Consider the following 20690-nt stretch of genomic DNA (forward strand, 5'->3'; position numbering starts at 1 on the left):
GTAATCAGTTTCTAATCTCTTTTATTTTTAAGCTAACTTCACGTATAAGTTCCAATTTTGTTTTGTCCCATTCGACAAGGACTCTTCCGGATTTTTCATACCATTTGCCAGGATATGCGCTTTCCTTTTGGAGGCTGTATTTTAGTCCAAGTCTCTTCAGGGCTTTTTCTATCTCATTGATTGAAGGGTCCTTCACGCAATCTTCCTTTGCAATCTTGCGGCCCTCCTTAAGGGATAGGTTTTTGTTCAAGTATTGTGGCCATATTGTAATCATTTTTACACCTGTTATTTTTGAATCTGTATTTTAGCTTCAATGGCGGTTGTCATTGATGACAACAGCATTCTTGTTTTCAAATCGCTTTGATGAATCTCCTTAAGCTTGTTGACTTTGCTCAACAGCAGCTTGTTTTCCTCTTTTGTAAATGGGGAGTTCTTCCAGGAATTGGTCCAGTGAAGCAGATGCGGATTGACAGATACTGTCTGTACATATTTGGAGTACCCTTCAGTGCACTGCCTGCAGTAGATGTAGGATTCCATCAGCTCGTCGAGAAGCCTTACGTTGACTGTATTTGTAATGGATTTGTCGTCCGGCAAATCTCTGATATAGTAGTCGTAGCATATGAAGTTGTTTAGAAATACGATGCCGTCGGCGTGCAGCAGGGCTTCCAGGGAAAACGCCATGTCGTCTCCTGAAACGAAGGGCTGGAATGTGATGTTGTTGTCCATCAGAAGTTCCCTTCTGTATATTTTGCTCCATACTGCGGGAGCCATTTTAAGCAAGTCAGGCTCCTGTTCAATGTTGTCCACATGAATTGTGTCTATCGGTATGTTCCTTGGATAGGTAACCTCCAATGTCTTTCCGTAGAGGAACCTCTCTACAAAGTTGTCCCATACGAAATCAGGAATGTCCAGGAAGTTTGCGGTTTCCAGGTTTTCATCAGGATAGGCATTTTCCAGATTGTCCAAATACGGTGAAAAGGATTTCTGGACTTTGCCTCCATATTCGAATATCCTTCTGAAGCGTCCGAATGCGACATCAGCGTCATTGCTCTTGACTGCATTGAATAATGTCTCGCAGGCGTCAGGAGTATATCTGTCATCAGGATCCAAAAACATTATATAATCGCCTGTGCATGCCTTGAGGCCGGTATTGCGGGGAGTATAGGCAGCACCGCTGTTCTTTTCATGGTGGATTGCCACGCAGCAGTCGTACTTTTCGGCATATTCGTCGATGATCTTATCGGACCCGTCTGTTGAGCAGTCGTTAACCATGATGATTTCAAGCTTGTCTTGACCGATTGTCTGGTTGATGAGGGAGTCGATTCCTCCCCTGAGGTGAGGTCCGACATTGAAAATCGGCAGGATTATGCTTATCTTTTCACTCATTTTCTTCTCTCCATGTCTTGAATAACAGTTCCATCATGTCCGGAACAGTGTAAGTGTCTGGGTAGATGTGGGCAATATTGTACTTTTCCAAAACCTTTGCGGTAATCGGACCGATGCAGACTGTCAGCAGGTTTTCTGACAATAGTCCGGCTATTTTTTCCTTGTCCCTGACGATTTCAAAGAAGTTTTCAACAGTCAATGGGCTTGTAAATGTAATCGCATCAATTTCCCTATTTTCGATTTTTGATATCAGCTCTTCAACAGCATTTTCATCCATCGGGGAAAGTGATTTATATGCTTCGGCTAGGATTACGGTATTTCCAAGCTTTTCAAGCTCTTCCGGCAGAACGGCTCTTGCAGATGCTGTTCTAGGAATTCCAATGGTCTTTCCTGTAATCCCTCTTTTTGCAAATTCTTCAATCAACCCTTCGGCTGTAAAGTTTTCAGGCATCAAGTCAACGGTCATGCCTTCCTTTTCGGCCAGTTTTCCGGTTTTGTTTCCAATGACAGCTAATTTGCAATCTAAGCTTTTCAAAAATTCCGGATGGAATTTTTTAAGTGAAACGATTGTTGTCGGTGATGTGAAAATGATCCAGTCAAGCTCGTCCTTTCTTTCAACCAGGTCCTTTAGGGATTGCGTATTGACAGGTTTCAAGTCAAGGGTTGGTGCCAGAACAGCCTCACCGCCCAATTCCTCTACAATTTCACAGGCTTTTTTCGCTCTGTCTTTTGGTCTTGTTATTGCTACGACAGGTTTTGACATTAATATTACCTTCATCAGTTAATAATGTTATATATTTTAGTATTGCTTGTTTATATTATTTGTCAATTGAAAAATCATTGATATTAACATAGGTTTAGTTCGTATATTTATATTAATCTGATGACATATAATGAACTATATAGAGTGAATATGTGGTTATAATATGGATGATAATGAGTTTAAGCATAGGCACGAACTGAAATTCTGGTCAAAGAAGGTCATGGAGGAAAAGACCTTAAAGCAGATTTCCGGTGGTGCCCCATATGAGAAATTCTACATTGATGATTTTGACCTGACCCATGAGGACTATGAAGGCAAGTCAATTCTGGACATCGGATGCGGCCCAAGGGGAAGCCTTGAATGGGCTGACATGGCCTCATTGAGGGTAGGCCTCGATCCGCTGGTCAACGACTACTATAAGCTGGGCGGAGGAACACTGTTCCACAAGATGCACTATGTAATGGGATACAGCGAAAACATGCCCTTTGAAGATGAGACATTCGACTTTGTATTCTCCATAAACTCCCTTGACCATGTGGACGATCTGGATGAGACCATATCAGAAATCAAGCGTGTAGTGAAGGTCGGCGGAATCTGTGGCATCATTGTAGACGTAAATCACAAGCCGACAAAAACAGAACCATTGACCATTAATTTGAATTTGAAAGACAATTTCTTGGATGTTTTTGAGGTTGTTGAGGAAAGGGTCTATGAAACTGTCTTCAAGACAGGTTTTCGTGAAAACTTGGACAATCCTACCTTTTATGATTTTGACAATAAGGAAATCCGTCCTGGCATACTGCTTTTGAAATTGAAAAAAATTAAAGAATTTGAATCTGAAGGCAAAGGCGGCGCAAAGGCCAATGCCGATGTGTTCAACAGTTTGGCCGATGAAAACCTGAAGCTCAAAAAGGAAAATCTGAAATTCAAGAAGCAGAATTCGAAATTCAAAAAGGAAAACGCCAATCTCACCAAGGAAAACGAAAAACTCAGCAAGGAAAATGTAAAGCTCGGCAAGGAAAATGCAAAAATCAAAAAGGACTGTAAAAGTTCAAAAGAGGAATTGAAACTGTTCAAGAGAAGAAAGATTGTCAGGATAGTAGACAAGATTAAGGACCCTAAATAAATGTTGCAATTGTAAACAATTAAATAGCATCACCATTATATTAGTTATTAGGTGATAACATGACTAATGTATTGGTGGCATACTTTTCGGCCAGCGGAGTTACAAAAGGGGTAGCTGAAAAGATAGCCGATGAAAACGGATATGACATTTTTGAAATAGTTCCGCAGGAAATCTACACTCCAGCGGATTTGGACTGGACTGACAAGAACTCAAGATCAACAAAGGAAATGAATGACAAGGCTTTCAGACCGCCGATTGCAAAAACATGCGACGTTTCCACTTATGATACTGTCGCAATAGGCTTTCCGGTATGGTGGTATACCGCACCTACAATAATCAACACCTTCATCGAAAGCGTGAATTTGACAGGAAAATCAATTAAACTGTTCTGCACCTCAGGAGGGTCCGGAATCGACAAATGCGTAAGCGATTTGCAGGGCACCTATCCCGAACTCAATTTCACAAAGGGAATGAGATTCATGGGCGATGTCTCAAAAGCCAGGGAGTGGATTGAAGATGAGTAAAAAGGTAATTGTTATTAGTTCTTCACCAAGAATAGGTGGAAATTCAGATACTTTATGTGATGAATTCGTAAGGGGAGCGCTTGATGCGGACAATGCTGCCGTAAAATACAATCTGGAAGAAATCAGATTCCATTCATGCAAGGCATGCATGAAATGCAAGACCTCTGAGATGAAATGCTTCCAGGAAGATGGGCTTGCCGAAGTCCTTGACAAGATGATGGAAGCGGACGTAATAGTCTATGCAACCCCGATCTACTATTATTCAATGTGCGGAACCCTGAAGAGGTTCTTTGACAGATGCTATCCGATATTCAATCACTTGGAGGATAAGGATTACTACATCATAACATCAGCCGGATCTTCAAACGGAAATGCATTGACAGGAATCAGGGATTTTATAAGCTTTTCCAAAAATCCGACCGAAAAGGCAGTGTTTACTGTCATCGGTGATGCAAAATCCCAGCCGGAATTGCTGAGGGAAGTTTATGAGGCAGGATTTGACTGCTAATTTTTTCTTTTTTTCTTTAATTAATTTTTTTCTTTACTATTTTTTCAAAAATACATAAATATTTATATTTGGTTAGGTAATTAAATTATAGTTAGGAAGTGTTTTAATGGTTAGTGTAACAAAAATTTACGATAAATTTCAAACTGTTATTCCTCTTGAAATCCGCAATGAATTTAATTTGGACAAATCTTATAAAGTGGAATGGAGAATAAACGATAATGGAAAAGTTGAATTAGATTTTATTAAAGAATTAACATTGGATGAAATGATTGGCAAGTATTCTGCAGAAGAAAAAATTGATTCTGTTAAATTAAAACATGACTTTAAAAATAATAATTTGTAATTTCATGAAAACATTTATATAGTTAGGTGATTAATATGAAGTTAGGTGATACTGTGAATGTTTCTAACTATAAAAAAAGAAAAATATCTTCACCTAAAATTTTAGGAAAACATACAATGTATCGTAAAAAAACACCACAAAATAAAATCTGCCTGGATGATTTCATTGGAAAATTCAAGGCAAATGAGAAAATAAATAGCTTAAATCTAAAAAAAGACTTTAAAAGGGGTGTGTTTTAATTGATTTTTTTAGACACTACTTTTGTTGTGGGGTTATTTGTTTCAAATGATGATTGGCATGAATCTGCAGTTAAAGTTTACAATGAAATTAAGAATGAAGAATTAGCAATATCTAATTTAGTCATTGCCGAAACAGTTACAATATTGAAAAATAAGCTTAAAACAAAGGATATTCTGGAAATCTATAGGAATATTCCAAACTTTTTTCATGTAATTGATGATAATTTCTTGTATGATAAAGCAATGGATGAGTTTGTCAAATATGATTCATCAATTTCCTTTTTTGATGCAATGTATGTGGCAATAATGAGAAAAGAAGACATTATTAAAATTGCTAGTTTTGATAGTGATTTTGATAAAGTGGATAATATTATAAGATTATCTTAAAAATTAAAAATTAGGAAAGTAAAATCTTTCCTATCCATTAAATGGATTTGAACTGTCGTATTTTTGACCATCTACTGTAATTGAATACTCACCATATTCGATGTTGCCTGAAACGGTTAGGTCGGACACGGTGCTGTCGCCGGTCAATGTCCAGGTGGAGCCGTCAGCCACATCAACGGTAGTGTTGCCGGTTGAATTTATTGTTCCTTTAAATTCAGTATTTTTCATGGTCCAGTTCAGGGAGCTGATTGAGTCGACAATGACGTTGCCGTCTATTTTTTCGTTATTGGTGTTTAGTTCAGCTGTTCCGCCGTTGGAGCCTGTGTTTCCCCATTGGTTCTGGCTGGAAACTTCTAAAAATGTTCCGCTTCCGAAGCTCAATTCTGTATTGTCCAGATTGATGACGCAGGCGGTATTGGTTACATGAAGCATAGGGGCTTCTGCATAGACCGGTGAGTCTTCGGGAATTGTAAGTTTTGAGTTTTTGGCACAAAACAGTGATGTTCCCACATCAGCGTCTCCGCTCATGCTCTGATAGATGAACACTCCTCCCAGATCAACATAATTTGAACCATCCTGACGGTTTCCTCCACCGTAACCTTTCAAATCACAATCAGTAAGCTCAATTGAATTTTTACCTTCAATGCAAGCTATTTGGGATACGTAGGAAGTACCTTGTGTGTTTTCAAGTGTAATGTTTCCCGTTGAATAGATTAAAGGTGAACCCCTGCCGCTTTCCTTGCTGACGCCGGTGTTGATTTGTGAGTTTTTAACATGCACCTGTCCTTCTCCGCGGTCTGTTGCTAGGGCAGCACAGCTTTGCCCGTCGGTGTTTATAATTACATTCTCTGCATTGATGATGCCGTTGTAGGTTGCATCAAGGCCTCTTGACTTGTCTGAATGTGTTGTGATTTTCACGTTTTTGATTGTAGCTTCAGTAGTTCCTTCAACGCTAGCTTGGCCAGGCTCTCCTCCACCTTGGCCGTCAGGCATTTCTGGTGGCTGTCCTCCTCCGTTGCCTTCCGGCATTTCTGGTGGCTGTCCGCCATCACCTGCAGCTTCAGGAGGCTCTCCTCCTTCACCGCCATGGGATGAATCGCCGCTTCCTGAAACTTCGGCATTTGTCACGAAAATGCCGTTGGATCCTTTGGAATCGGTGTTTATCTCAACATTGGAGATGTCCAATGTGCCGTTGGTGTTTACAAGAATCGCAGAATTGGTTCCATAAAAATCAGCATCATCACCAGTAGATGCAGTGTCTCCTGTTTTGTTGACAATGGAGTCGATGAGCTTTAGGGTTCCTCCATTTTTAACAAGAATTGAATTGACATCTGCACTATCAGTGTGGTATAGTCCGTTGCTTTCATCCAAGTTTTCAGAGTCAACAACAAGGTTGCCCCTGTCCTCCAGTGCATTTGCATCAATGCTTGTTGAAGCATTGCTAGATGAGTTTGTGAGTGCAAAGGCGCATCCACAAATTATTAATAGGATTGCAATAACTGCAATGATGTATTTTCTGTTCATGAATTTAATTAATCCAATGTCCTATTTAAATTTTGACTAAAAGAAGGGAATCATGCACCGCTGAATATTTTGATGTATGGTATTTTGCTTAGGACATACGGCATCAGCCATGATAGGAATATTATCACTACAAACATCACAGGAAACATCATATGTGTCTGGGGATTGTGATAGGACAAGAATTTCACGACCAGAACATGTGAGAAGTACATTCCATAGCTGTAGAGGCTTAATGAAAGGATTATTTTTCCAATGAAGTTGTTCTTGATTGAGTCAAATCTATTTAATTTGTCTAAATATTGGACAAATAGGAATAATCCAGTGCCCATAAAGACTATCGGTACATTCTGATAGATTAAGCTAATCATATTGCTGCTTTGGTAATTGAGATAAACAAAAACGCTAAATGAAACCAGAAGGGTAACGAATCCCAAAAGGCAGACTTTAGCATCGCTCATTTTGAACTTCTTATTGGCCAAATAATATCCTAAAACCGGATAACCTACATAGCCAGCAAAGTAGCTCAAATCGAAATAGCTCCATAACGGGTATGAATCGAAGGTTTTAAGAATCATTATGATGAACCAGATTGCCAAAAAGTATTCCAAACCTTTCTCGCCATATTCCTTGACGAATGAATTGAGCACAGGTAGGAACAGGTAGATTCCAATCAGGACCCAGAAATACCATGTTATAGACGGCTCGCCGATAAAGACTTTCCACATAAATCCAGTATTGTAACCGTAATAGTATAATTGGCCTAGAATCAGAATAATCCAAAAGATGAAGGGGTAAATGATTCTTGCAAATCTCTTCTTTAGAAACTGGCCCAAATCAGGATACTCACGGTTTAAAAGAAGAGCGCCGCTAATCATTAAAAAGATGGGAACACCGATTCTTCCAATGTCATGGAAAGCCATCTGCGCGACCACTTGTGTAGTGCTTGTCAATGGACCGAAGAAATGGTCTACATGACAGATGATAACGGCTATTATTGCAAATGCTCTCAATGCATCATAGTAGAATATTCTTTCCTTTTTGGCTTTCATCTTATCATTTAATCTTTGTTTTCTGTTAGGTAAGCCTCGGCTATTATCAAATCAATATTTCTAGTAATCTTAAAATTGGCAGGTTCTCCTTCAAAGAGTGAAATATCGCCATCTCTTAAGAAAAATAACATCATGGCTTCATCTAATTTATTTATTTCCTCTTCATTTAAAGTGCTATATAAATCAATAAATCTATTAATCTTAAAACTTTGTGGAGTTTGGGAATGAACTAAATTTTTACGTAGGGGGATATCTGTCAGTTTTCCTTCTTCTTTGCTTTCAAAAATCACATCAATGGCAGGAATCACAGGACTTGCCGCATCATGAGCTTCAACATTAGTAATGCTTTTTTTTATCAGCTCCGGACTAACGAATATTCTTGGAGCGTCATGAGTTATTAGAATGGGATCTGCATCATCATAATGGGCTTTAACATACTCAATTGATTTTAAAATCGTACCATTTCGAGTTTCACCACCTTCAATGATAACAATTCGTTCATTTTTATTAAAATAATCTTCAACAAGCTTTTCTGTTGTTTCAATATAATCTTTAGGGGAAGATACAATTATTTTATCAATTTCATCGACTTTTAAGAACTTATCAATGGAATGAACTAAGATGGGTTTATCCCCTACAATTTCGAATTGTTTAGGCTTATCCAAACCCATTCTTGTTCCAATGCCTCCAGCCAGTATTGCCGCAAAAATCATTCATAAACCATCCCAAAATTTATTGAAGGCTAATCTAGGATTTTCTTTATCCACAATAACCTCATAAACAAAATCAACGGTTAGACTGTCAAGACCATATTTTTCACAAATGCCTTTCATAATCACGGTAGTGTTTCTTCCTTCGAATAAGATTCCTGATGACTGTTCATCTACAACAATGCCTTGACCATATAAAACGCCTAAAGTGTGATTCCTGCTCACAGATAAGGTTGATGCAGTGATTATATCTCCAAAACCACAATAATCGTCAACAGTATCTCTTTTCCCGCCAAGTGCTTCAATAATCTCTTTTACTTCACTATAACTTTTGGTAAACAATGCGAATCTTGCATTATCATTGATGTCCAATCCTTCACAGATTCCTTGGCTGATAGCCAATACATTTTTCACAATACCACAAAACTCAGTACCGATTACATCGGTATTTGCATTGACCTTAAATTTCTTTGTTTTTAGCACATTTTTGACAGAATTCAAATAGTCTTCATTGGAACAAGCAATGGTTGTTGCTGTAGATAAATTTTTCGCCATTTCAGAAGCGATATTAGGTCCGGATAAAGCAACAGCAGGTCTTCCGGTAACCTCTTCGATGACTTCAGTCATGCGCTTATTACTATTGGCTTCAATTCCTTTAGCTGTTGTTACTATTACACAGTCTTTAGAAATTATGTTATTTAGTTCACCAGTCACTTGCCTGACTGTAGATGATGGAATGCATAGGAAAACGATATCAACATCTTTTAATTTATCGTAATCATTTATGCCTATGATATTTTCTTTTAATTTTAAATTAGGATAATACTGTGAATTGTAATGGCTGGAATTGATTTCATCACATATTTCTTCTTTTCTAGCATATAAAAATAAATTATCTGCATTTTCCGCAATAGATTGTGAAATTGCGGTTCCCATGGCACCTGCGCCAATTACTCCGATATCTGTCATTTTATCACCTTTTTGTTTAATACTCGCCAAAGTCAATTTCCTCAGGAGCTGGACGGAATCTAGCTTCTTTTGGAGGCAATTTCATATAATCTCCATATGTTCTTGTTAACACTTTATCATAATCGTTTGGAATATTTACCTCAATGTCTTCAAATTGCGCTTTCTTTGGAGGTAACCAGTCAGTTTTATAGTACACTGGCATTTGGCATATTGCTGGGAAGTCACATACTTGTTCGCAGTCTTCATTTTGATATTTTCTGAATGTTTCTACACATTTCTTTTTAATAGTGTAAGGTGAAACAGGAATTATTTTTAATATATAATGTAACGTCTGTTGAATGATTTTTTTGATTTTAGATTTGTTATCAAACTTAATGAAAGCAAAGATTGTTAACTGATTAAGTGAAAAACTAGTCCATTTATGGATAAATCTTTTAATTTTGTTATTTGGAATATTATCTAAGATAAAAATATCAATAAAGATATTTGGAGTGTAATCTACTTGGTTTGCCCACCATTCTTTGAATAATGTATGTTTCAGTGTTAATCTATCAAATGTATGAAAATAAGTCTCTTCATTCAATACATCAAAAAAATTGTATCTTTCATCCAAATCGTTCTTTAAAATGGTTTCTAATTTATTAACATCTTCCCTAAACATGATTACATCAATATCGTCATCCCATGGAATAAACCCGCCATGTCTTATGGTACCTAATAAACTTCCACCATATATGAAGTAAGTTAAATCATTATCTTCACAAATCTTGATGAAATCTTTAAGAATCATCAATTGAACTTGCTGTAAATGTTTCAAAGTTTCATCATCGTATCTTTTTGACTTAAACATATAATATTCACCAATATTTGCATGTTGCATTTTCTTTAATTATTAAATTATATATATTAGCATCATTTATATAATATATATTGTTTATATTTATCAATTAGATTTTTTAATCAAAGATATTAATTTTGAGGATGTAATAATGGCAAGATTATATGGTGAACATGAAGATATTAATTCCAATAAGGTTAAAGGTTTTTTCAGCGATAGAGCTAACCGTGAATTAGAAAGCGATTTATCAATTGTTTTATTCCAAGATAAGGAAACTTCTGAAAAAAGACACATTGAAGAAAAAAATGCATTCCATGAACACATTGATTGTTCTGGTAAAAAGATTCTTGAAATTGGTTGTGGTATTGGTCGTTGGGTTGAAACCTTACATGATAAATGTGAGTCTTATATGGGAATTGATTATACCGAAGACATGATTGACATTGCCAATGAAACTATCGATTATGATAACTGCAAGTTCCAAGTCATGTCCGCTACAGATATTTGTGAAAATGAGTTATTAATCGAACCGCCATTTGATATCATAATCATCAGTGGAGTTTTGATGTATATCAACGATGACGACTTGATTAAAGTCATGGAAAACATTAATCGTGTCGGTTCTGAAAATAAAAAATTGTTTATTATGGAACCAATATCTCGTGAAACCAGATTAACACTTAAAGACTTTTATTCTGAAGGATTGGATGCCGATTACAACGCTATCTATAGAACTGAAGATGAATATGTCGAATGCTTTAAAAACTTGAATTATAATAAACTATTCTCAGATTATATTTTTGAAGATATAAGTCATCATAGTGAAACTACAAATAAATTCTTCATAATAGAATAAATCTGATTTACTTTTTTCTATTTTTGGGTGCTTTAAATGGATAATAATTCAAATGATGAAACATTAAATCATATTAAAAATGTTGAATTGATGATTTTAGAAGATTTCATTAAGATTTGTGATGAACACAACATTGAATATTATTTGATTTATGGAACTCAAATCGGAGCTATTAGACATCAAGGGTTCATTCCTTGGGATGATGATATCGATGTTATAATGTTTAGAGAGGATTATGAAGAATTCTTAAAGGTAATGGAAGAAAAGCCTAATGAAAAGTATACTATCTTTGATTCCAGATATGATAGTGAATATTTCTTCCAATTTGGTAGAATGTCATTGAACAGCACTTATTGGGCAGAATATTGGGATGAACAGGTTTCCTTTAAATTAGGCATTCATATTGACTTATTTATTTTGGACAATCTTCCAGACAATAAACTTAAAAGAAAATTATACATTCAAAGATGTTATTTATTGTCAAGGATGTATTCTATTTCAGTTTTAAGATTTAATAGTTTTTCTCCAGTCATAAACCTTATTTTGAATTTAGCTCATTCTTTTTTAAATTTTATTATGTTAAATCCCGATTATTTTCATAAAAAGCTTTTTAATCTATTTACAAAATATGAAAATAATAATGGGGAGTATGTCACTGATTTAACTTTAATTGAAAGAGTATCTTTTAGAAGAGATGATTTTAAACCATTTAAAAAAGCTAAATTTGAACATCTTGAATGCAATATTCCAAATAATGATTATAATACTTTAACTCCAATATATGGTGACTATATGCAGCTTCCTCCTGAAGAAGATTGTGTAGCCCATATTCTAAATGAAATTGATTTTGGCAAATATTAAACCTATAATTTAAAAGGAAAATTGAAACTATGGCAGATAAAAATGAATGGGGCAGCAACCTGTCGTTCATATTGGCGATGATTGGTTCTGCAGTTGGTCTTGGAAACATCTGGAGATATCCATATGTGCTGTATTCTAATGGTGGGGGAGCATTCTACATCCCGTACATTGTAGCAATTCTATTGATGGGAATTCCGTTTTTGATTCTGGAGTATGGAGTCGGTTACAACTACAAATCCTCCTTTGCAAAGGCAGTAAAAACTATCAATGCCAAATGGGAGTATGTAGGCTGGTTCCTGCCGGTTGCAGTATTCATGATTATGATTTACTACTCAGCTATTCTTGGATGGGATGGAATCTATATGATTTTAAGCTTCACAAAAGGCTGGGGAGCAGACCCTAACGCTTTCTTTACGACCACCCTTCTGCAGTCTACAGAATCGGTATCCGGACTGGCAAATTTCATTCCGGTGATTGCCGTTGCCATGCTTGTCGGGTGGATAATCATCTGGCTTATTTCTCATCGTGACCTTGAAAAGGGTCTGGGTAAGGTATCAAAGATTTTAGTCCCATTATTGTTTGTCATCATGGTTGTAATTGTTGGGTTTTCACTCACTCTGCCGGGCGCTTCAATTGGCCTTACTGTATTGTTCAGTCCTGATTGGTCGCTTTTAGGCAATTTCAACATTTGGATGGCTGCTTTCGGACAGATCATTTTCTCATTGAGTCTGGGAATGTCAATAGCATTTACCTATGCAAGCTATACCAAAGACGATTCCGATTTGATTACAAATACCATTTCCATCGCTCTTGCCAATTCGCTGTTTGAAAACTTCGCCGCATTGGGAGTATTTTCAATTTTGGGATATATGTCAATGCAGTCCGGAACTGCAGTATCCCAGCTGGTAACTCAGGGAACAGGCCTTGTATTCATCGCATATCCTACAGTATTTAATGTATTGGGCAACTGGGCATATGTATTAGGTCCATTGTTTTTCATAACAGTTTACCTTGCAGGCCTTACAAGTATTCTCTCCACAATCGAACCGTTATCTTTTTCAATCCAGAACAAGTTCGGACTTTCAAGATCTAAGACAATGACCATATTAATCATTGTAGGTGCGGCCATTTCAATGCTTTATGCAACCGCATTCGGCGGGTACCTCTTGGGTGTTGTCGATACGTTCGTCAATCAGATTGCAATATTGATGGGTGTTGTAATAGAATGTATCGTATTTGCATGGCTGTTCAATGCCGAAAAGCTAATCGGCTTTTTGAATGCAAGAAGCAAAACATTAAAGATAGGCAAATGGTGGCTTGTTATTGTTAAATACATCCTGCCGATATTCATAACAGTCATTTGGATTGGCGGAATGATTGATGTTGTAAGCAACGGTACATTTGAGCAGCTGGTCTTTACGATAATTTCTGCTGCGGTTTTATTGATTGCATCTTTGATATTCACCGTTCGTCCTGCTAAAAATCCGGATTGGGATAAGGCTGATGAGAGGGTATGAATATTTAAATTATTATATTTTTTCTTCTTTTTTCAATTATTGCTATCATTTCGTAAAATTGATTTTTAATCCAACAAAAATTATTTGCTATTTGAAATTAAATCTTATTTATGGTTTAATGTGAATATTTTAATTTTTATAGTTAAAGTATAAAATTATTTATAGTTAAAGTATAAACTGGAGAATTTAAATGAAATCAGAATATTTGAAACGCTACATCGATGAAGATTTAAAAAAATATTTGAATGCAGTTGGTGCAGTTCTGATTGATGGTCCTAAATGGTGTGGGAAGACAACAACTGCAAAACAACATGCAAATAGTGTTTTGGAACTACAAGACCCTGATAAAGCAGAATCTTATTTGGAATTAGCTAGTATCAAACCATCAAAATTATTGGAAGGCGATACTCCCCGCCTTATTGATGAATGGCAAATGGCTCCAGTAATATGGGATGCTGTTCGTTATAGTGTAGATAAACTTGGTGGTCAAGGATTATATATATTAACCGGATCAACAAGTGTGGATGAAAGTAAAATAATGCATTCAGGTACTGGAAGAATTCATAGGATGCACATGATGCCTATGAGTTTATATGAAAGTAAAGATTCAAATGGTAAGATATCTGTTATGGATTTATTTGATAATCCTGAATTGGATATTGATGGATTGACCTCTGATTTATCAATTGAAGATTTAATATTTGTTACTTGTAGAGGGGGATGGCCCGAAACATTGAACATCGATGATGATTCTTCAAAATTATTAATGGCATATTCTTATATTGAGAGTATTTGTGAAAGTGAAGCATCTACAATTGATGGGGTTAAACGTAATCCTGAAAGAGTAAAAGTTATTTTAAAATCCTATGCAAGAAATATTTCAACATTGGCCAGGGATAAAACAATCATGAAAGATGTATTTTCTCAATTTGGAGATATTAGTTATCCTACTTTTATTTCTTATGTCGATGCACTAAAAAGATTATATGTTATTAAGAATATTCAGTCATGGTCTCCAAATATTCGTTCATCAAGAGCTATTAAATCAACTCCTAAAAAAGAATTCATTGACCCTTCAATTGCTGTTGCTTCATTAGAACTAACTCCCGATAAACTATTATTTGATTTAAAGAGTTTTGGTTTTATCTTTGAAAATTTGTGTTTTAGGGATTTAGCTGTTTATAGTTATTCTCGTGGTGGGAAATTATATTATTATCATGATAGATATGATTTGGAAGTTGATTGCGTATTAACATTAAGTGATGGCAAGTATGCATTAATTGAATTTAAAGTTGGTCGTAATGAGATTGATGATGCAGCCAATAACCTTAAAAAATTAAAAAATGTGTTAATTGAAGATGGAGTTCAAGAGCCTAGTTTTTTAGCAGTTGTCTATGGGGGTGAATTAGCTTATACTCGCCGAGATGGCGTTAAAGTATTGCCAATAGGTTGTTTAAGATAAATATTAACTAATGAATTTATCGATAAGGCTTTGATTTTTTTCCTTAGGTTCCAAGGTGATGGTAATAGTACCGTTTGAATCCTCAAGGACCACTTCTTCAGTGTCATTTGAGGTTTTCTCGATATTATCCGCCTCGGTATAGCAAACGCCCATTATCAGGCCCAAAACGGCAAGCAGAAATATCAAAAGAATTGCGGTATTTTTCATGTTCATATTTAATAATATTTGATTTAAGGATATATAAATCCAATAGAAAAGTATTTTAATGGCCATACTCAAATAACTATTGAAAAGTTTAATGAGGTGATAATATGAAAAACGCAATTATAGTCTTGATAGGTGTTATCATAGCATTATTGATTGTTGGCGGAGCCATAGCATTAACCAATACAGGTTCTGACGATAACCAAACAGATGACACCAACGCTTCAGTAATTGAAGATGCAAATGACACTGTAAAAAACGCAACTTTCAGGGATGATTCCAACTCCTCATCAGATGATGATGATGTGTATGTTGTCAGTGAAGAGGTCAAGTTCAATGCACAGCAAGGTGAAGGATATTACCGTGAAGTCACATACAGCGACGGAGGTTTCCGTCAGTTTGATGTGGATACAGGCGAATTGATTGGTTCTTCATATGATTCAGATCAGGATAAACTTCCGAGCATGGAATGATTTCAATGATTTTAAGGGAGCTATTGGACCATTTCAATATTGAAGAATCATTCCCGAATTATCTTTTAGAGCAGTCCTTCAACGAAGTATTCCTTGACGGAAAGTTGTCTAAAATTGATAATAACTATAAGATAGTAGTTAAGACAAGGCAGGATGTTACCCATCAGATGTTTTTAAAGCCGGATGAGGAATATCCCGTACTCATCTTATCCGAACTTCCAAACGGCTCGTTAAACGGCATGAAATTCGGACTAACAAAGGATGATGTAACTTACATTAGCGAGTTGTAACTACTACTTTTTTTCTTTTTTTAACCTATTTTTATATAATATTAATGCCAAAAATTATATTATAATAATTTATTTGTTGATATCATGAACAAAAAAGAGTTAATCAATTCTGGAAAAGTAAAAAGCGTATACGCTACTGACAATCCTGATGAGGTCATCATCGAGTTTAGGGATGACATGACTGCAGGTGACGGTGCAAGAAAAGAGGTAATGAACAATAAGGGAGCTTACAATGCCGTAATCTCATCCAAAATCTTTAAAGTATTGGAAGACAACGGTGTCGAAACCCAATTCATTGACTTGCCGGAACCTAACGTAATGATTGCAAAAAAACTCGAAATGATTCCTATTGAAGTCATCGTAAGAAACATTGCTACAGGAAGTCTGGTGCGCAAATATCCGTTTGCAGACGGCACTAGATTGGATCCTCCTATCGTTCAGATGGACTTCAAGGCTGACGAATATCATGACCCTATGCTTAACGATTCCCTTATCAAGGCATTGGGCATAGCCACTCAGGAGGAAATCGACACCTTAACCGAAAAGGCATTGAAAATCAATGAGATTCTATCAGAATTCCTTAAGGATGCTGGAATTATACTTGTTGACTTCAAGGTTGAGTTCGGAAGGGACAGCGAAGGAAATATCCTTTTAGGTGATGAGATTTCTCCGGACAGCTGCAGATTGTGGGACAGCAAAACCCTGGACATGCTGGACAAGGAACTGTTCAGAAAAGGAAAGGACGATGAAGTTATGGATGCTTACATAGAAGTGTATAATAGAATTATTCCAGATGATGAAAAGGTGATTTAAGTGTTATTTGATATTGAAGTTAAGATCTCTTTGAAAAGCGGTATGTTAAACCCTGAAGCGACTACAATCGAAAGGTCTCTTGATTTGCTTGGTTATGAAGTTAAAAACGTAAAGACTGTTGAAATCATCAAATTCCAAATGGAAGGCGAAGACAGGGAAGCAATCAGGGAAAACGTAGTTGATATGTGTGAAAGATTGCTCTGCAATCCTGTTATCCATGATTATAAAATCAATGTCATTCCGCAGAACATGGCTTGCGGCAAATAGGTGATTGGATGAAAATTGGAGTAATTAGATTTCCGGGAACAAACTGTGACAGGGATGTTTTTCAGGCCTGTGAGCTTGCAGGACTTGAGCCGGAATACGTTTGGTGGAGCGAAGAGAAACTGGCTGACTTTGACGGCATTGTAATTCCCGGCGGATTTTCATATGGAGATTACCTGAGGGCAGGTGCAATGGCTTCAATCACACCGGTGATTGATGGAATCAAGGAATTGGTAAAGGAAGAAAAACCGGTTTTGGGAATCTGTAACGGAGCTCAAATTTTAGGTGAAATCGGATTGATTCCTGGAATTTTCATTACAAACGAAAACCCTAAATTCAACTGCGAATGGGTTGACTTGAAGGTTACAACCAACAGGACCCCATTTACAAAAGCATTCAAGAAGGACCAGAAGATTGCCCTTCCGATTGCCCATGCAGAAGGAAGGTTCTACACAGAAAACATGGACCTGCTGAAGGACCAGGACCAGATTGTATTGCAGTTCGAAGGCAAAAACCCTAACGGTTCAATGGAGGCAATCACAAGCGTATGTGATGAGTCAGGACTTGTAGTTGCAATGATGCCTCACCCTGAAAGGGCATGTGAGGAAATTTTCGGTTCAGATGACGGTTTGAACTTCTTTAAAGGATTTTTATAAAGTGATAAGATGGTAGTTTATTTGATTGGTGCAGGACCTGGAGATGCTGATTTAATAACTCTTAAGGCTGTAAAGGCTTTGAATAAAGCTGATGTTGTTTTATATGATTATCTGGCCAATGATGAAATATTGGCTCATGCTCCGGAAACTGCTGAGAGAATTTATGTAGGTAAGAAGGCAGGCGAGCATTACAAGACTCAGGATGAAATCAATGAGTTGATTGTCCAGCAGGCCAAAGCTCATGAGAATGTAGTGAGACTTAAGGGAGGAGATCCTTTTGTCTTTGGCCGTGGCGGAGAAGAGATATTGGCTTTGATGGAACATGATATCAAATTTGAAGTTATTCCAGGTGTAACTTCAGCTATTGGGGCGCCAACATATTTAGGACTGCCGGTAACTCACAGGGGAGTTGCGACATCACTTACAATTGTAACCGGCCATGAAGACCCGACAAAGCCTGAAAGCCAGGTTCATTGGGACTATACTGCCGATACATTAATTATTCTAATGGGAATAGGAAATATCAAGGAAAACACTGCCGAAATCATGAAATATCGTCCGGCTGACACTCCGGTATGTGCTTTGGAAAGCGGAACCCTGCCGAATCAGAATCTGGTGTTCGGAACATTGGGCGACATTTCAGATAAGGAAATCAACACTCCGGCTATTCTAATAATCGGGGATGTTGTAAAGATGTACAAGGACATTTACGATTATCAAAGGTGATTAGATGTGTGGAATTGTAGGTTGCATATTGAAGGATGATGAGGATGTAGCACCCATCCTTTTTGACTGCATATCCAAACTGGAATACAGGGGCTATGATTCGATAGGCCTGGCCACTTTTTCAGATGAAAAGATCCATATCAAAAAGGACAAAGGTAAAATTGAAGAGGTAGACAGAAGCCTGAATCTTACTGACATGCCTGGAAACTTCGGCATTGCGCATGTAAGGTGGGCAACACATGGAGATCCATCTAAATTAAATTCACATCCTCATGTTGATGAAGAAAATACTGTGGCCGTCGTTCACAACGGCATTATTGAAAACTATCTGGAAATTAAAGAAAAATTAATGCTTGAAGGCCATATATTCAAGTCAGATACAGACACTGAAGTCATTCCCCATTTAATACAGAAGTTCATGGATGAGAAATTTGATCTCGAGCATGCCGTAAGGAAAACCATCGATGTCATTCAGGGAGCTTATGCGATAGCAGCAATCTCCACAAAGGAGCCTAATAAGATCGTTGCAACACGCAAAGACTCTCCTTTAATCATAGGAATTGGCCAGGAAGGATATTACCTTGCTTCAGATTCTCCGGCCATCCTAAAATATGCTCGCGACATAATCTATCCCGAAAGGGGAGAGATTGTAATCCTTGACAAGGACGGTGTTGTCGTTCATGACGAGTTTGACAATGTGGTCAACAAGGAAATCGATACAATCAACTGGACGCCCGAAATGGCTGAAAAGGAAGGCTATGACCACTTCATGATTAAGGAAATCAACGAGCAGGCAATAGCCGTCAGAAATACATTAACCCAAAAGGACAACATTCAGGAAATCATTGATGATTTTGAAGACATTCAAAGAATCTGCTTTGTCGCCTGCGGAACATCATATCATGCATCATTGACAGGCAAATACCTGATTGAATCACTTGCAGGCATTCCGACAGATGTCATTCTGGCATCGGAGTTCAAATATTCTGCTAATACTTTAAATGATAAAACTTTAGTTATATTTATTTCTCAATCTGGTGAAACTGCTGACTCACTTAAAGCATTGGATGTGGCAAATGAGACATCAAAGACCCTTGGAATCGTCAATGTGGCAGGCTCATCAATCACAAGAAGGGCTCAATATGTAATCCAAACCCAGGCAGGACCTGAAATTGGAGTTGCGGCAACAAAAACATATGTGGCGCAGCTGACTGCAATTTACTTGTTCGCCGCATTGCTTGCCAAAAACATGGAATTGCTCAGGGAGCTTGACAAGGTTCCGGACTTCATCGACGAGACATTGGAAAATGTCGAATTCATCAGGAACATCTCAAAGAGATACAATTTTGCAGAAGATTTCTTCTACCTCGGAAGGGGATATTCCTATCCGACAGCCTTGGAAGGGGCCTTGAAGCTTAAGGAAATCACATACATTCACGGTGAAGGATATGCCGCAGGAGAACTCAAACATGGGCCTTTGGCTTTAATCGACGAGGGAATTCCTGTTGTGGTAGTCATACCTCCAGGAGACACCTACAAAAAGACCATGAGCAATTTGGAGGAAGTAAAATCCCGCGGAGCGCATGTCTTGGCTGTAGGCTCTGCAGATGACGAAACCCTGAAGGTGAAGGCAAATGACGTTATTCCAATCAACCCCGACGTCAAGGAGATCATTGCGCCTTTAGTCTACATAGTGCCATTGCAATTGATTGCATATTACATCACCCTTGAGAAGGGCCATGACCCTGACAAGCCTAAGAATTTGGCAAAGTGCGTGACTGTAGAATAGGGTTTTTTCAACCTTATTTGATTTTTTCTTTTTTTTCTTCTAATTTTCTTTTATTTTAAATATAAAGCTGTTTCCTTCGAGTTTGATATTATCTTATTAGATTGTATTGCATTTTCTAATTTTGTTTAATTAATCAAAGCTTGATGGATAAAACATTGTTTGTTTGTTATTGAGATTTATATCAAATATGAAATATTTTTAATTTTTAGATTTCACTTAAATTTCATCTTTTGTTGATAGTTTCATCATTGTTAAATTATTCAATATATTTTTAAACCTATAATTGCTTATTTTTCTTAAATTAAGCTTATTTAAGCTTTTTTTAAAAATCAAAAGCTTTTTATACAAAAAGTAAAATAAGAATATACACGAACAAATGTTAAATGGAGTTAACGTATGTTTAATAAAAAAAT

Annotated in this window: 26 protein-coding genes; 17 read left to right on the plus strand and 9 right to left on the minus strand. The window is 36.9% G+C overall.

All coding sequences use genetic code 11. The features are described 5' to 3' along the window. Window positions 1-4: 4 nt before the first annotated feature. From ACJMLD_RS05185 to ACJMLD_RS05195, 3 genes are read right to left on the minus strand one after another with little or no spacing between them, the layout of a single operon-like run. Window positions 5-274, minus strand: coding sequence for a signal recognition particle subunit SRP19/SEC65 family protein (locus ACJMLD_RS05185; RefSeq protein ID WP_405268747.1), 270 nt, complete (start codon window positions 272-274; stop codon window positions 5-7). Between the two features lie 11 nt (window positions 275-285). Then, on the minus strand, window positions 286-1386 hold the full coding sequence (locus ACJMLD_RS05190) for a glycosyltransferase (RefSeq protein ID WP_405268750.1): 1101 nt from the start codon (window positions 1384-1386) through the stop codon (window positions 286-288). Continuing rightward, entirely contained in the window at window positions 1379-2149 is a 771-nt protein-coding gene (locus ACJMLD_RS05195) for a uroporphyrinogen-III synthase (RefSeq protein ID WP_405268897.1), read from the minus strand. Before ACJMLD_RS05195 ends, ACJMLD_RS05190 begins: the two co-directional genes overlap by 8 nt. Before the next feature lie 163 nt (window positions 2150-2312). Here ACJMLD_RS05195 and ACJMLD_RS05200 point away from each other — a divergent pair, with 163 nt between their 5' ends. From ACJMLD_RS05200 to ACJMLD_RS05225, 6 genes are all read left to right on the plus strand, one after another. Further along, window positions 2313-3275, plus strand: coding sequence for a methyltransferase domain-containing protein (locus ACJMLD_RS05200; RefSeq protein WP_405268753.1), 963 nt, complete (start codon window positions 2313-2315; stop codon window positions 3273-3275). Between the two features lie 59 nt (window positions 3276-3334). Beyond that, a complete protein-coding gene (locus ACJMLD_RS05205; RefSeq protein WP_405268756.1) occupies window positions 3335-3799 on the plus strand; it encodes a flavodoxin in 465 nt (154 codons plus the stop codon). Next, complete coding sequence (locus ACJMLD_RS05210) at window positions 3792-4307, plus strand: flavodoxin family protein (protein WP_405268758.1); 516 nt, start codon at window positions 3792-3794, stop codon at window positions 4305-4307. The genes ACJMLD_RS05205 and ACJMLD_RS05210 overlap by 8 nt, the downstream gene beginning before the upstream one ends. Window positions 4308-4413: 106 nt before the next feature. After that, window positions 4414-4650, plus strand: a complete 237-nt coding sequence (locus tag ACJMLD_RS05215) for a hypothetical protein (protein WP_405268761.1) — start codon at window positions 4414-4416, stop codon at window positions 4648-4650. Window positions 4651-4685: 35 nt separating this feature from the next. Then, window positions 4686-4889, plus strand: coding sequence for a hypothetical protein (locus tag ACJMLD_RS05220; protein WP_405268764.1), 204 nt, complete (start codon window positions 4686-4688; stop codon window positions 4887-4889). Beyond that, window positions 4890-5276, plus strand: a complete 387-nt coding sequence (locus ACJMLD_RS05225; protein WP_405268767.1) for a type II toxin-antitoxin system VapC family toxin — start codon at window positions 4890-4892, stop codon at window positions 5274-5276. A 30-nt stretch (window positions 5277-5306) separates the two neighbouring features. On the opposite strand, the gene ACJMLD_RS05230 is transcribed toward ACJMLD_RS05225, so the two are convergent. From ACJMLD_RS05230 to ACJMLD_RS05250, 5 genes are read right to left on the minus strand one after another with little or no spacing between them, the layout of a single operon-like run. After that, complete coding sequence (locus tag ACJMLD_RS05230; protein ID WP_405268769.1) at window positions 5307-6800, minus strand: hypothetical protein; 1494 nt, start codon at window positions 6798-6800, stop codon at window positions 5307-5309. 50 nt (window positions 6801-6850) lie between these two features. Then, entirely contained in the window at window positions 6851-7849 is a 999-nt protein-coding gene (locus ACJMLD_RS05235; RefSeq protein ID WP_405268772.1) for an acyltransferase, read from the minus strand. A gap of 8 nt (window positions 7850-7857) precedes the next feature. After that, on the minus strand, window positions 7858-8562 hold the full coding sequence (locus tag ACJMLD_RS05240; RefSeq protein WP_405268775.1) for a 2-C-methyl-D-erythritol 4-phosphate cytidylyltransferase: 705 nt from the start codon (window positions 8560-8562) through the stop codon (window positions 7858-7860). Beyond that, window positions 8563-9528: an NAD(P)H-dependent glycerol-3-phosphate dehydrogenase gene (locus ACJMLD_RS05245; RefSeq protein ID WP_405268778.1), complete on the minus strand. Its 966-nt coding sequence runs from the start codon at window positions 9526-9528 to the stop codon at window positions 8563-8565. 16 nt (window positions 9529-9544) lie between these two features. Continuing rightward, on the minus strand, window positions 9545-10378 hold the full coding sequence (locus ACJMLD_RS05250; RefSeq protein WP_405268781.1) for a phosphorylcholine transferase LicD: 834 nt from the start codon (window positions 10376-10378) through the stop codon (window positions 9545-9547). A gap of 139 nt (window positions 10379-10517) precedes the next feature. Between ACJMLD_RS05250 and ACJMLD_RS05255 the strand changes: the two genes are divergently transcribed. The 4 genes from ACJMLD_RS05255 (at window position 10518) to ACJMLD_RS05270 (ending at window position 15062) form a co-directional block, all read left to right on the plus strand. Beyond that, window positions 10518-11222: a class I SAM-dependent methyltransferase gene (locus ACJMLD_RS05255; protein ID WP_405268784.1), complete on the plus strand. Its 705-nt coding sequence runs from the start codon at window positions 10518-10520 to the stop codon at window positions 11220-11222. Between the two features lie 36 nt (window positions 11223-11258). Next, complete coding sequence (locus tag ACJMLD_RS05260; protein ID WP_405268787.1) at window positions 11259-12083, plus strand: phosphorylcholine transferase LicD; 825 nt, start codon at window positions 11259-11261, stop codon at window positions 12081-12083. Between the two features lie 29 nt (window positions 12084-12112). Further along, window positions 12113-13600, plus strand: a complete 1488-nt coding sequence (locus ACJMLD_RS05265) for a sodium-dependent transporter (protein WP_405268790.1) — start codon at window positions 12113-12115, stop codon at window positions 13598-13600. 190 nt (window positions 13601-13790) lie between these two features. Continuing rightward, window positions 13791-15062, plus strand: coding sequence for an ATP-binding protein (locus tag ACJMLD_RS05270; protein ID WP_405268793.1), 1272 nt, complete (start codon window positions 13791-13793; stop codon window positions 15060-15062). Window positions 15063-15065: 3 nt separating this feature from the next. On the opposite strand, the gene ACJMLD_RS05275 is transcribed toward ACJMLD_RS05270, so the two are convergent. After that, window positions 15066-15275 carry a hypothetical protein gene (locus ACJMLD_RS05275; protein WP_405268796.1) on the minus strand — a complete coding sequence of 70 codons (210 nt, stop codon included), beginning with the start codon at window positions 15273-15275 and terminating at the stop codon, window positions 15066-15068. Window positions 15276-15373: 98 nt separating this feature from the next. On the opposite strand from ACJMLD_RS05275, the gene ACJMLD_RS05280 reads away from it, so the two are divergent. The 7 genes from ACJMLD_RS05280 (at window position 15374) to glmS (ending at window position 20277) form a co-directional block, all read left to right on the plus strand. Further along, window positions 15374-15739, plus strand: coding sequence for a flagellar protein, FliL (locus tag ACJMLD_RS05280; RefSeq protein ID WP_405268799.1), 366 nt, complete (start codon window positions 15374-15376; stop codon window positions 15737-15739). Then, window positions 15736-16029 carry a hypothetical protein gene (locus ACJMLD_RS05285; protein ID WP_405268801.1) on the plus strand — a complete coding sequence of 98 codons (294 nt, stop codon included), beginning with the start codon at window positions 15736-15738 and terminating at the stop codon, window positions 16027-16029. Before ACJMLD_RS05280 ends, ACJMLD_RS05285 begins: the two co-directional genes overlap by 4 nt. Before the next feature lie 84 nt (window positions 16030-16113). Further along, window positions 16114-16842 carry a phosphoribosylaminoimidazolesuccinocarboxamide synthase gene (purC, locus tag ACJMLD_RS05290; protein WP_405268804.1) on the plus strand — a complete coding sequence of 243 codons (729 nt, stop codon included), beginning with the start codon at window positions 16114-16116 and terminating at the stop codon, window positions 16840-16842. Next, window positions 16843-17109: a phosphoribosylformylglycinamidine synthase subunit PurS gene (purS, locus tag ACJMLD_RS05295; RefSeq protein WP_405268807.1), complete on the plus strand. Its 267-nt coding sequence runs from the start codon at window positions 16843-16845 to the stop codon at window positions 17107-17109. A gap of 8 nt (window positions 17110-17117) precedes the next feature. Then, a complete protein-coding gene (gene purQ, locus ACJMLD_RS05300; RefSeq protein WP_405268810.1) occupies window positions 17118-17762 on the plus strand; it encodes a phosphoribosylformylglycinamidine synthase subunit PurQ in 645 nt (214 codons plus the stop codon). 9 nt (window positions 17763-17771) lie between these two features. Further along, the gene (gene cobA, locus ACJMLD_RS05305) at window positions 17772-18488 is read left to right on the plus strand and encodes a uroporphyrinogen-III C-methyltransferase (RefSeq protein ID WP_405268816.1); all 717 of its coding nucleotides are present in this window, start codon (window positions 17772-17774) and stop codon (window positions 18486-18488) included. A gap of 4 nt (window positions 18489-18492) precedes the next feature. Then, a complete protein-coding gene (glmS, locus tag ACJMLD_RS05310) occupies window positions 18493-20277 on the plus strand; it encodes a glutamine--fructose-6-phosphate transaminase (isomerizing) (protein ID WP_405268818.1) in 1785 nt (594 codons plus the stop codon). The last annotated feature ends 413 nt before the right edge of the window (window positions 20278-20690 follow it).

Source organism: Methanobrevibacter sp. (genome assembly GCF_045112895.1).
Taxonomy (GTDB): Archaea; Methanobacteriota; Methanobacteria; order Methanobacteriales; family Methanobacteriaceae; genus Methanocatella.

Coding starts and splice junctions, on each gene's coding strand:
- ACJMLD_RS05185 (WP_405268747.1), bottom strand. CDS start 274: ATGATTACAATATGGCCACAATACTTGAACAAAAACCTATCCCTTAAG.
- ACJMLD_RS05190 (WP_405268750.1), bottom strand. CDS start 1,386: ATGAGTGAAAAGATAAGCATAATCCTGCCGATTTTCAATGTCGGACCT.
- ACJMLD_RS05195 (WP_405268897.1), bottom strand. CDS start 2,149: ATGTCAAAACCTGTCGTAGCAATAACAAGACCAAAAGACAGAGCGAAA.
- ACJMLD_RS05200 (WP_405268753.1), top strand. CDS start 2,313: ATGGATGATAATGAGTTTAAGCATAGGCACGAACTGAAATTCTGGTCA.
- ACJMLD_RS05205 (WP_405268756.1), top strand. CDS start 3,335: ATGACTAATGTATTGGTGGCATACTTTTCGGCCAGCGGAGTTACAAAA.
- ACJMLD_RS05210 (WP_405268758.1), top strand. CDS start 3,792: ATGAGTAAAAAGGTAATTGTTATTAGTTCTTCACCAAGAATAGGTGGA.
- ACJMLD_RS05215 (WP_405268761.1), top strand. CDS start 4,414: ATGGTTAGTGTAACAAAAATTTACGATAAATTTCAAACTGTTATTCCT.
- ACJMLD_RS05220 (WP_405268764.1), top strand. CDS start 4,686: ATGAAGTTAGGTGATACTGTGAATGTTTCTAACTATAAAAAAAGAAAA.
- ACJMLD_RS05230 (WP_405268769.1), bottom strand. CDS start 6,800: ATGAACAGAAAATACATCATTGCAGTTATTGCAATCCTATTAATAATT.
- ACJMLD_RS05235 (WP_405268772.1), bottom strand. CDS start 7,849: ATGAAAGCCAAAAAGGAAAGAATATTCTACTATGATGCATTGAGAGCA.
- ACJMLD_RS05240 (WP_405268775.1), bottom strand. CDS start 8,562: ATGATTTTTGCGGCAATACTGGCTGGAGGCATTGGAACAAGAATGGGT.
- ACJMLD_RS05245 (WP_405268778.1), bottom strand. CDS start 9,528: ATGACAGATATCGGAGTAATTGGCGCAGGTGCCATGGGAACCGCAATT.
- ACJMLD_RS05250 (WP_405268781.1), bottom strand. CDS start 10,378: ATGTTTAAGTCAAAAAGATACGATGATGAAACTTTGAAACATTTACAG.
- ACJMLD_RS05255 (WP_405268784.1), top strand. CDS start 10,518: ATGGCAAGATTATATGGTGAACATGAAGATATTAATTCCAATAAGGTT.
- ACJMLD_RS05260 (WP_405268787.1), top strand. CDS start 11,259: ATGGATAATAATTCAAATGATGAAACATTAAATCATATTAAAAATGTT.
- ACJMLD_RS05265 (WP_405268790.1), top strand. CDS start 12,113: ATGGCAGATAAAAATGAATGGGGCAGCAACCTGTCGTTCATATTGGCG.
- ACJMLD_RS05270 (WP_405268793.1), top strand. CDS start 13,791: ATGAAATCAGAATATTTGAAACGCTACATCGATGAAGATTTAAAAAAA.
- ACJMLD_RS05275 (WP_405268796.1), bottom strand. CDS start 15,275: ATGAACATGAAAAATACCGCAATTCTTTTGATATTTCTGCTTGCCGTT.
- ACJMLD_RS05280 (WP_405268799.1), top strand. CDS start 15,374: ATGAAAAACGCAATTATAGTCTTGATAGGTGTTATCATAGCATTATTG.
- ACJMLD_RS05285 (WP_405268801.1), top strand. CDS start 15,736: ATGATTTCAATGATTTTAAGGGAGCTATTGGACCATTTCAATATTGAA.
- purC (WP_405268804.1), top strand. CDS start 16,114: ATGAACAAAAAAGAGTTAATCAATTCTGGAAAAGTAAAAAGCGTATAC.
- purQ (WP_405268810.1), top strand. CDS start 17,118: ATGAAAATTGGAGTAATTAGATTTCCGGGAACAAACTGTGACAGGGAT.
- cobA (WP_405268816.1), top strand. CDS start 17,772: ATGGTAGTTTATTTGATTGGTGCAGGACCTGGAGATGCTGATTTAATA.
- glmS (WP_405268818.1), top strand. CDS start 18,493: ATGTGTGGAATTGTAGGTTGCATATTGAAGGATGATGAGGATGTAGCA.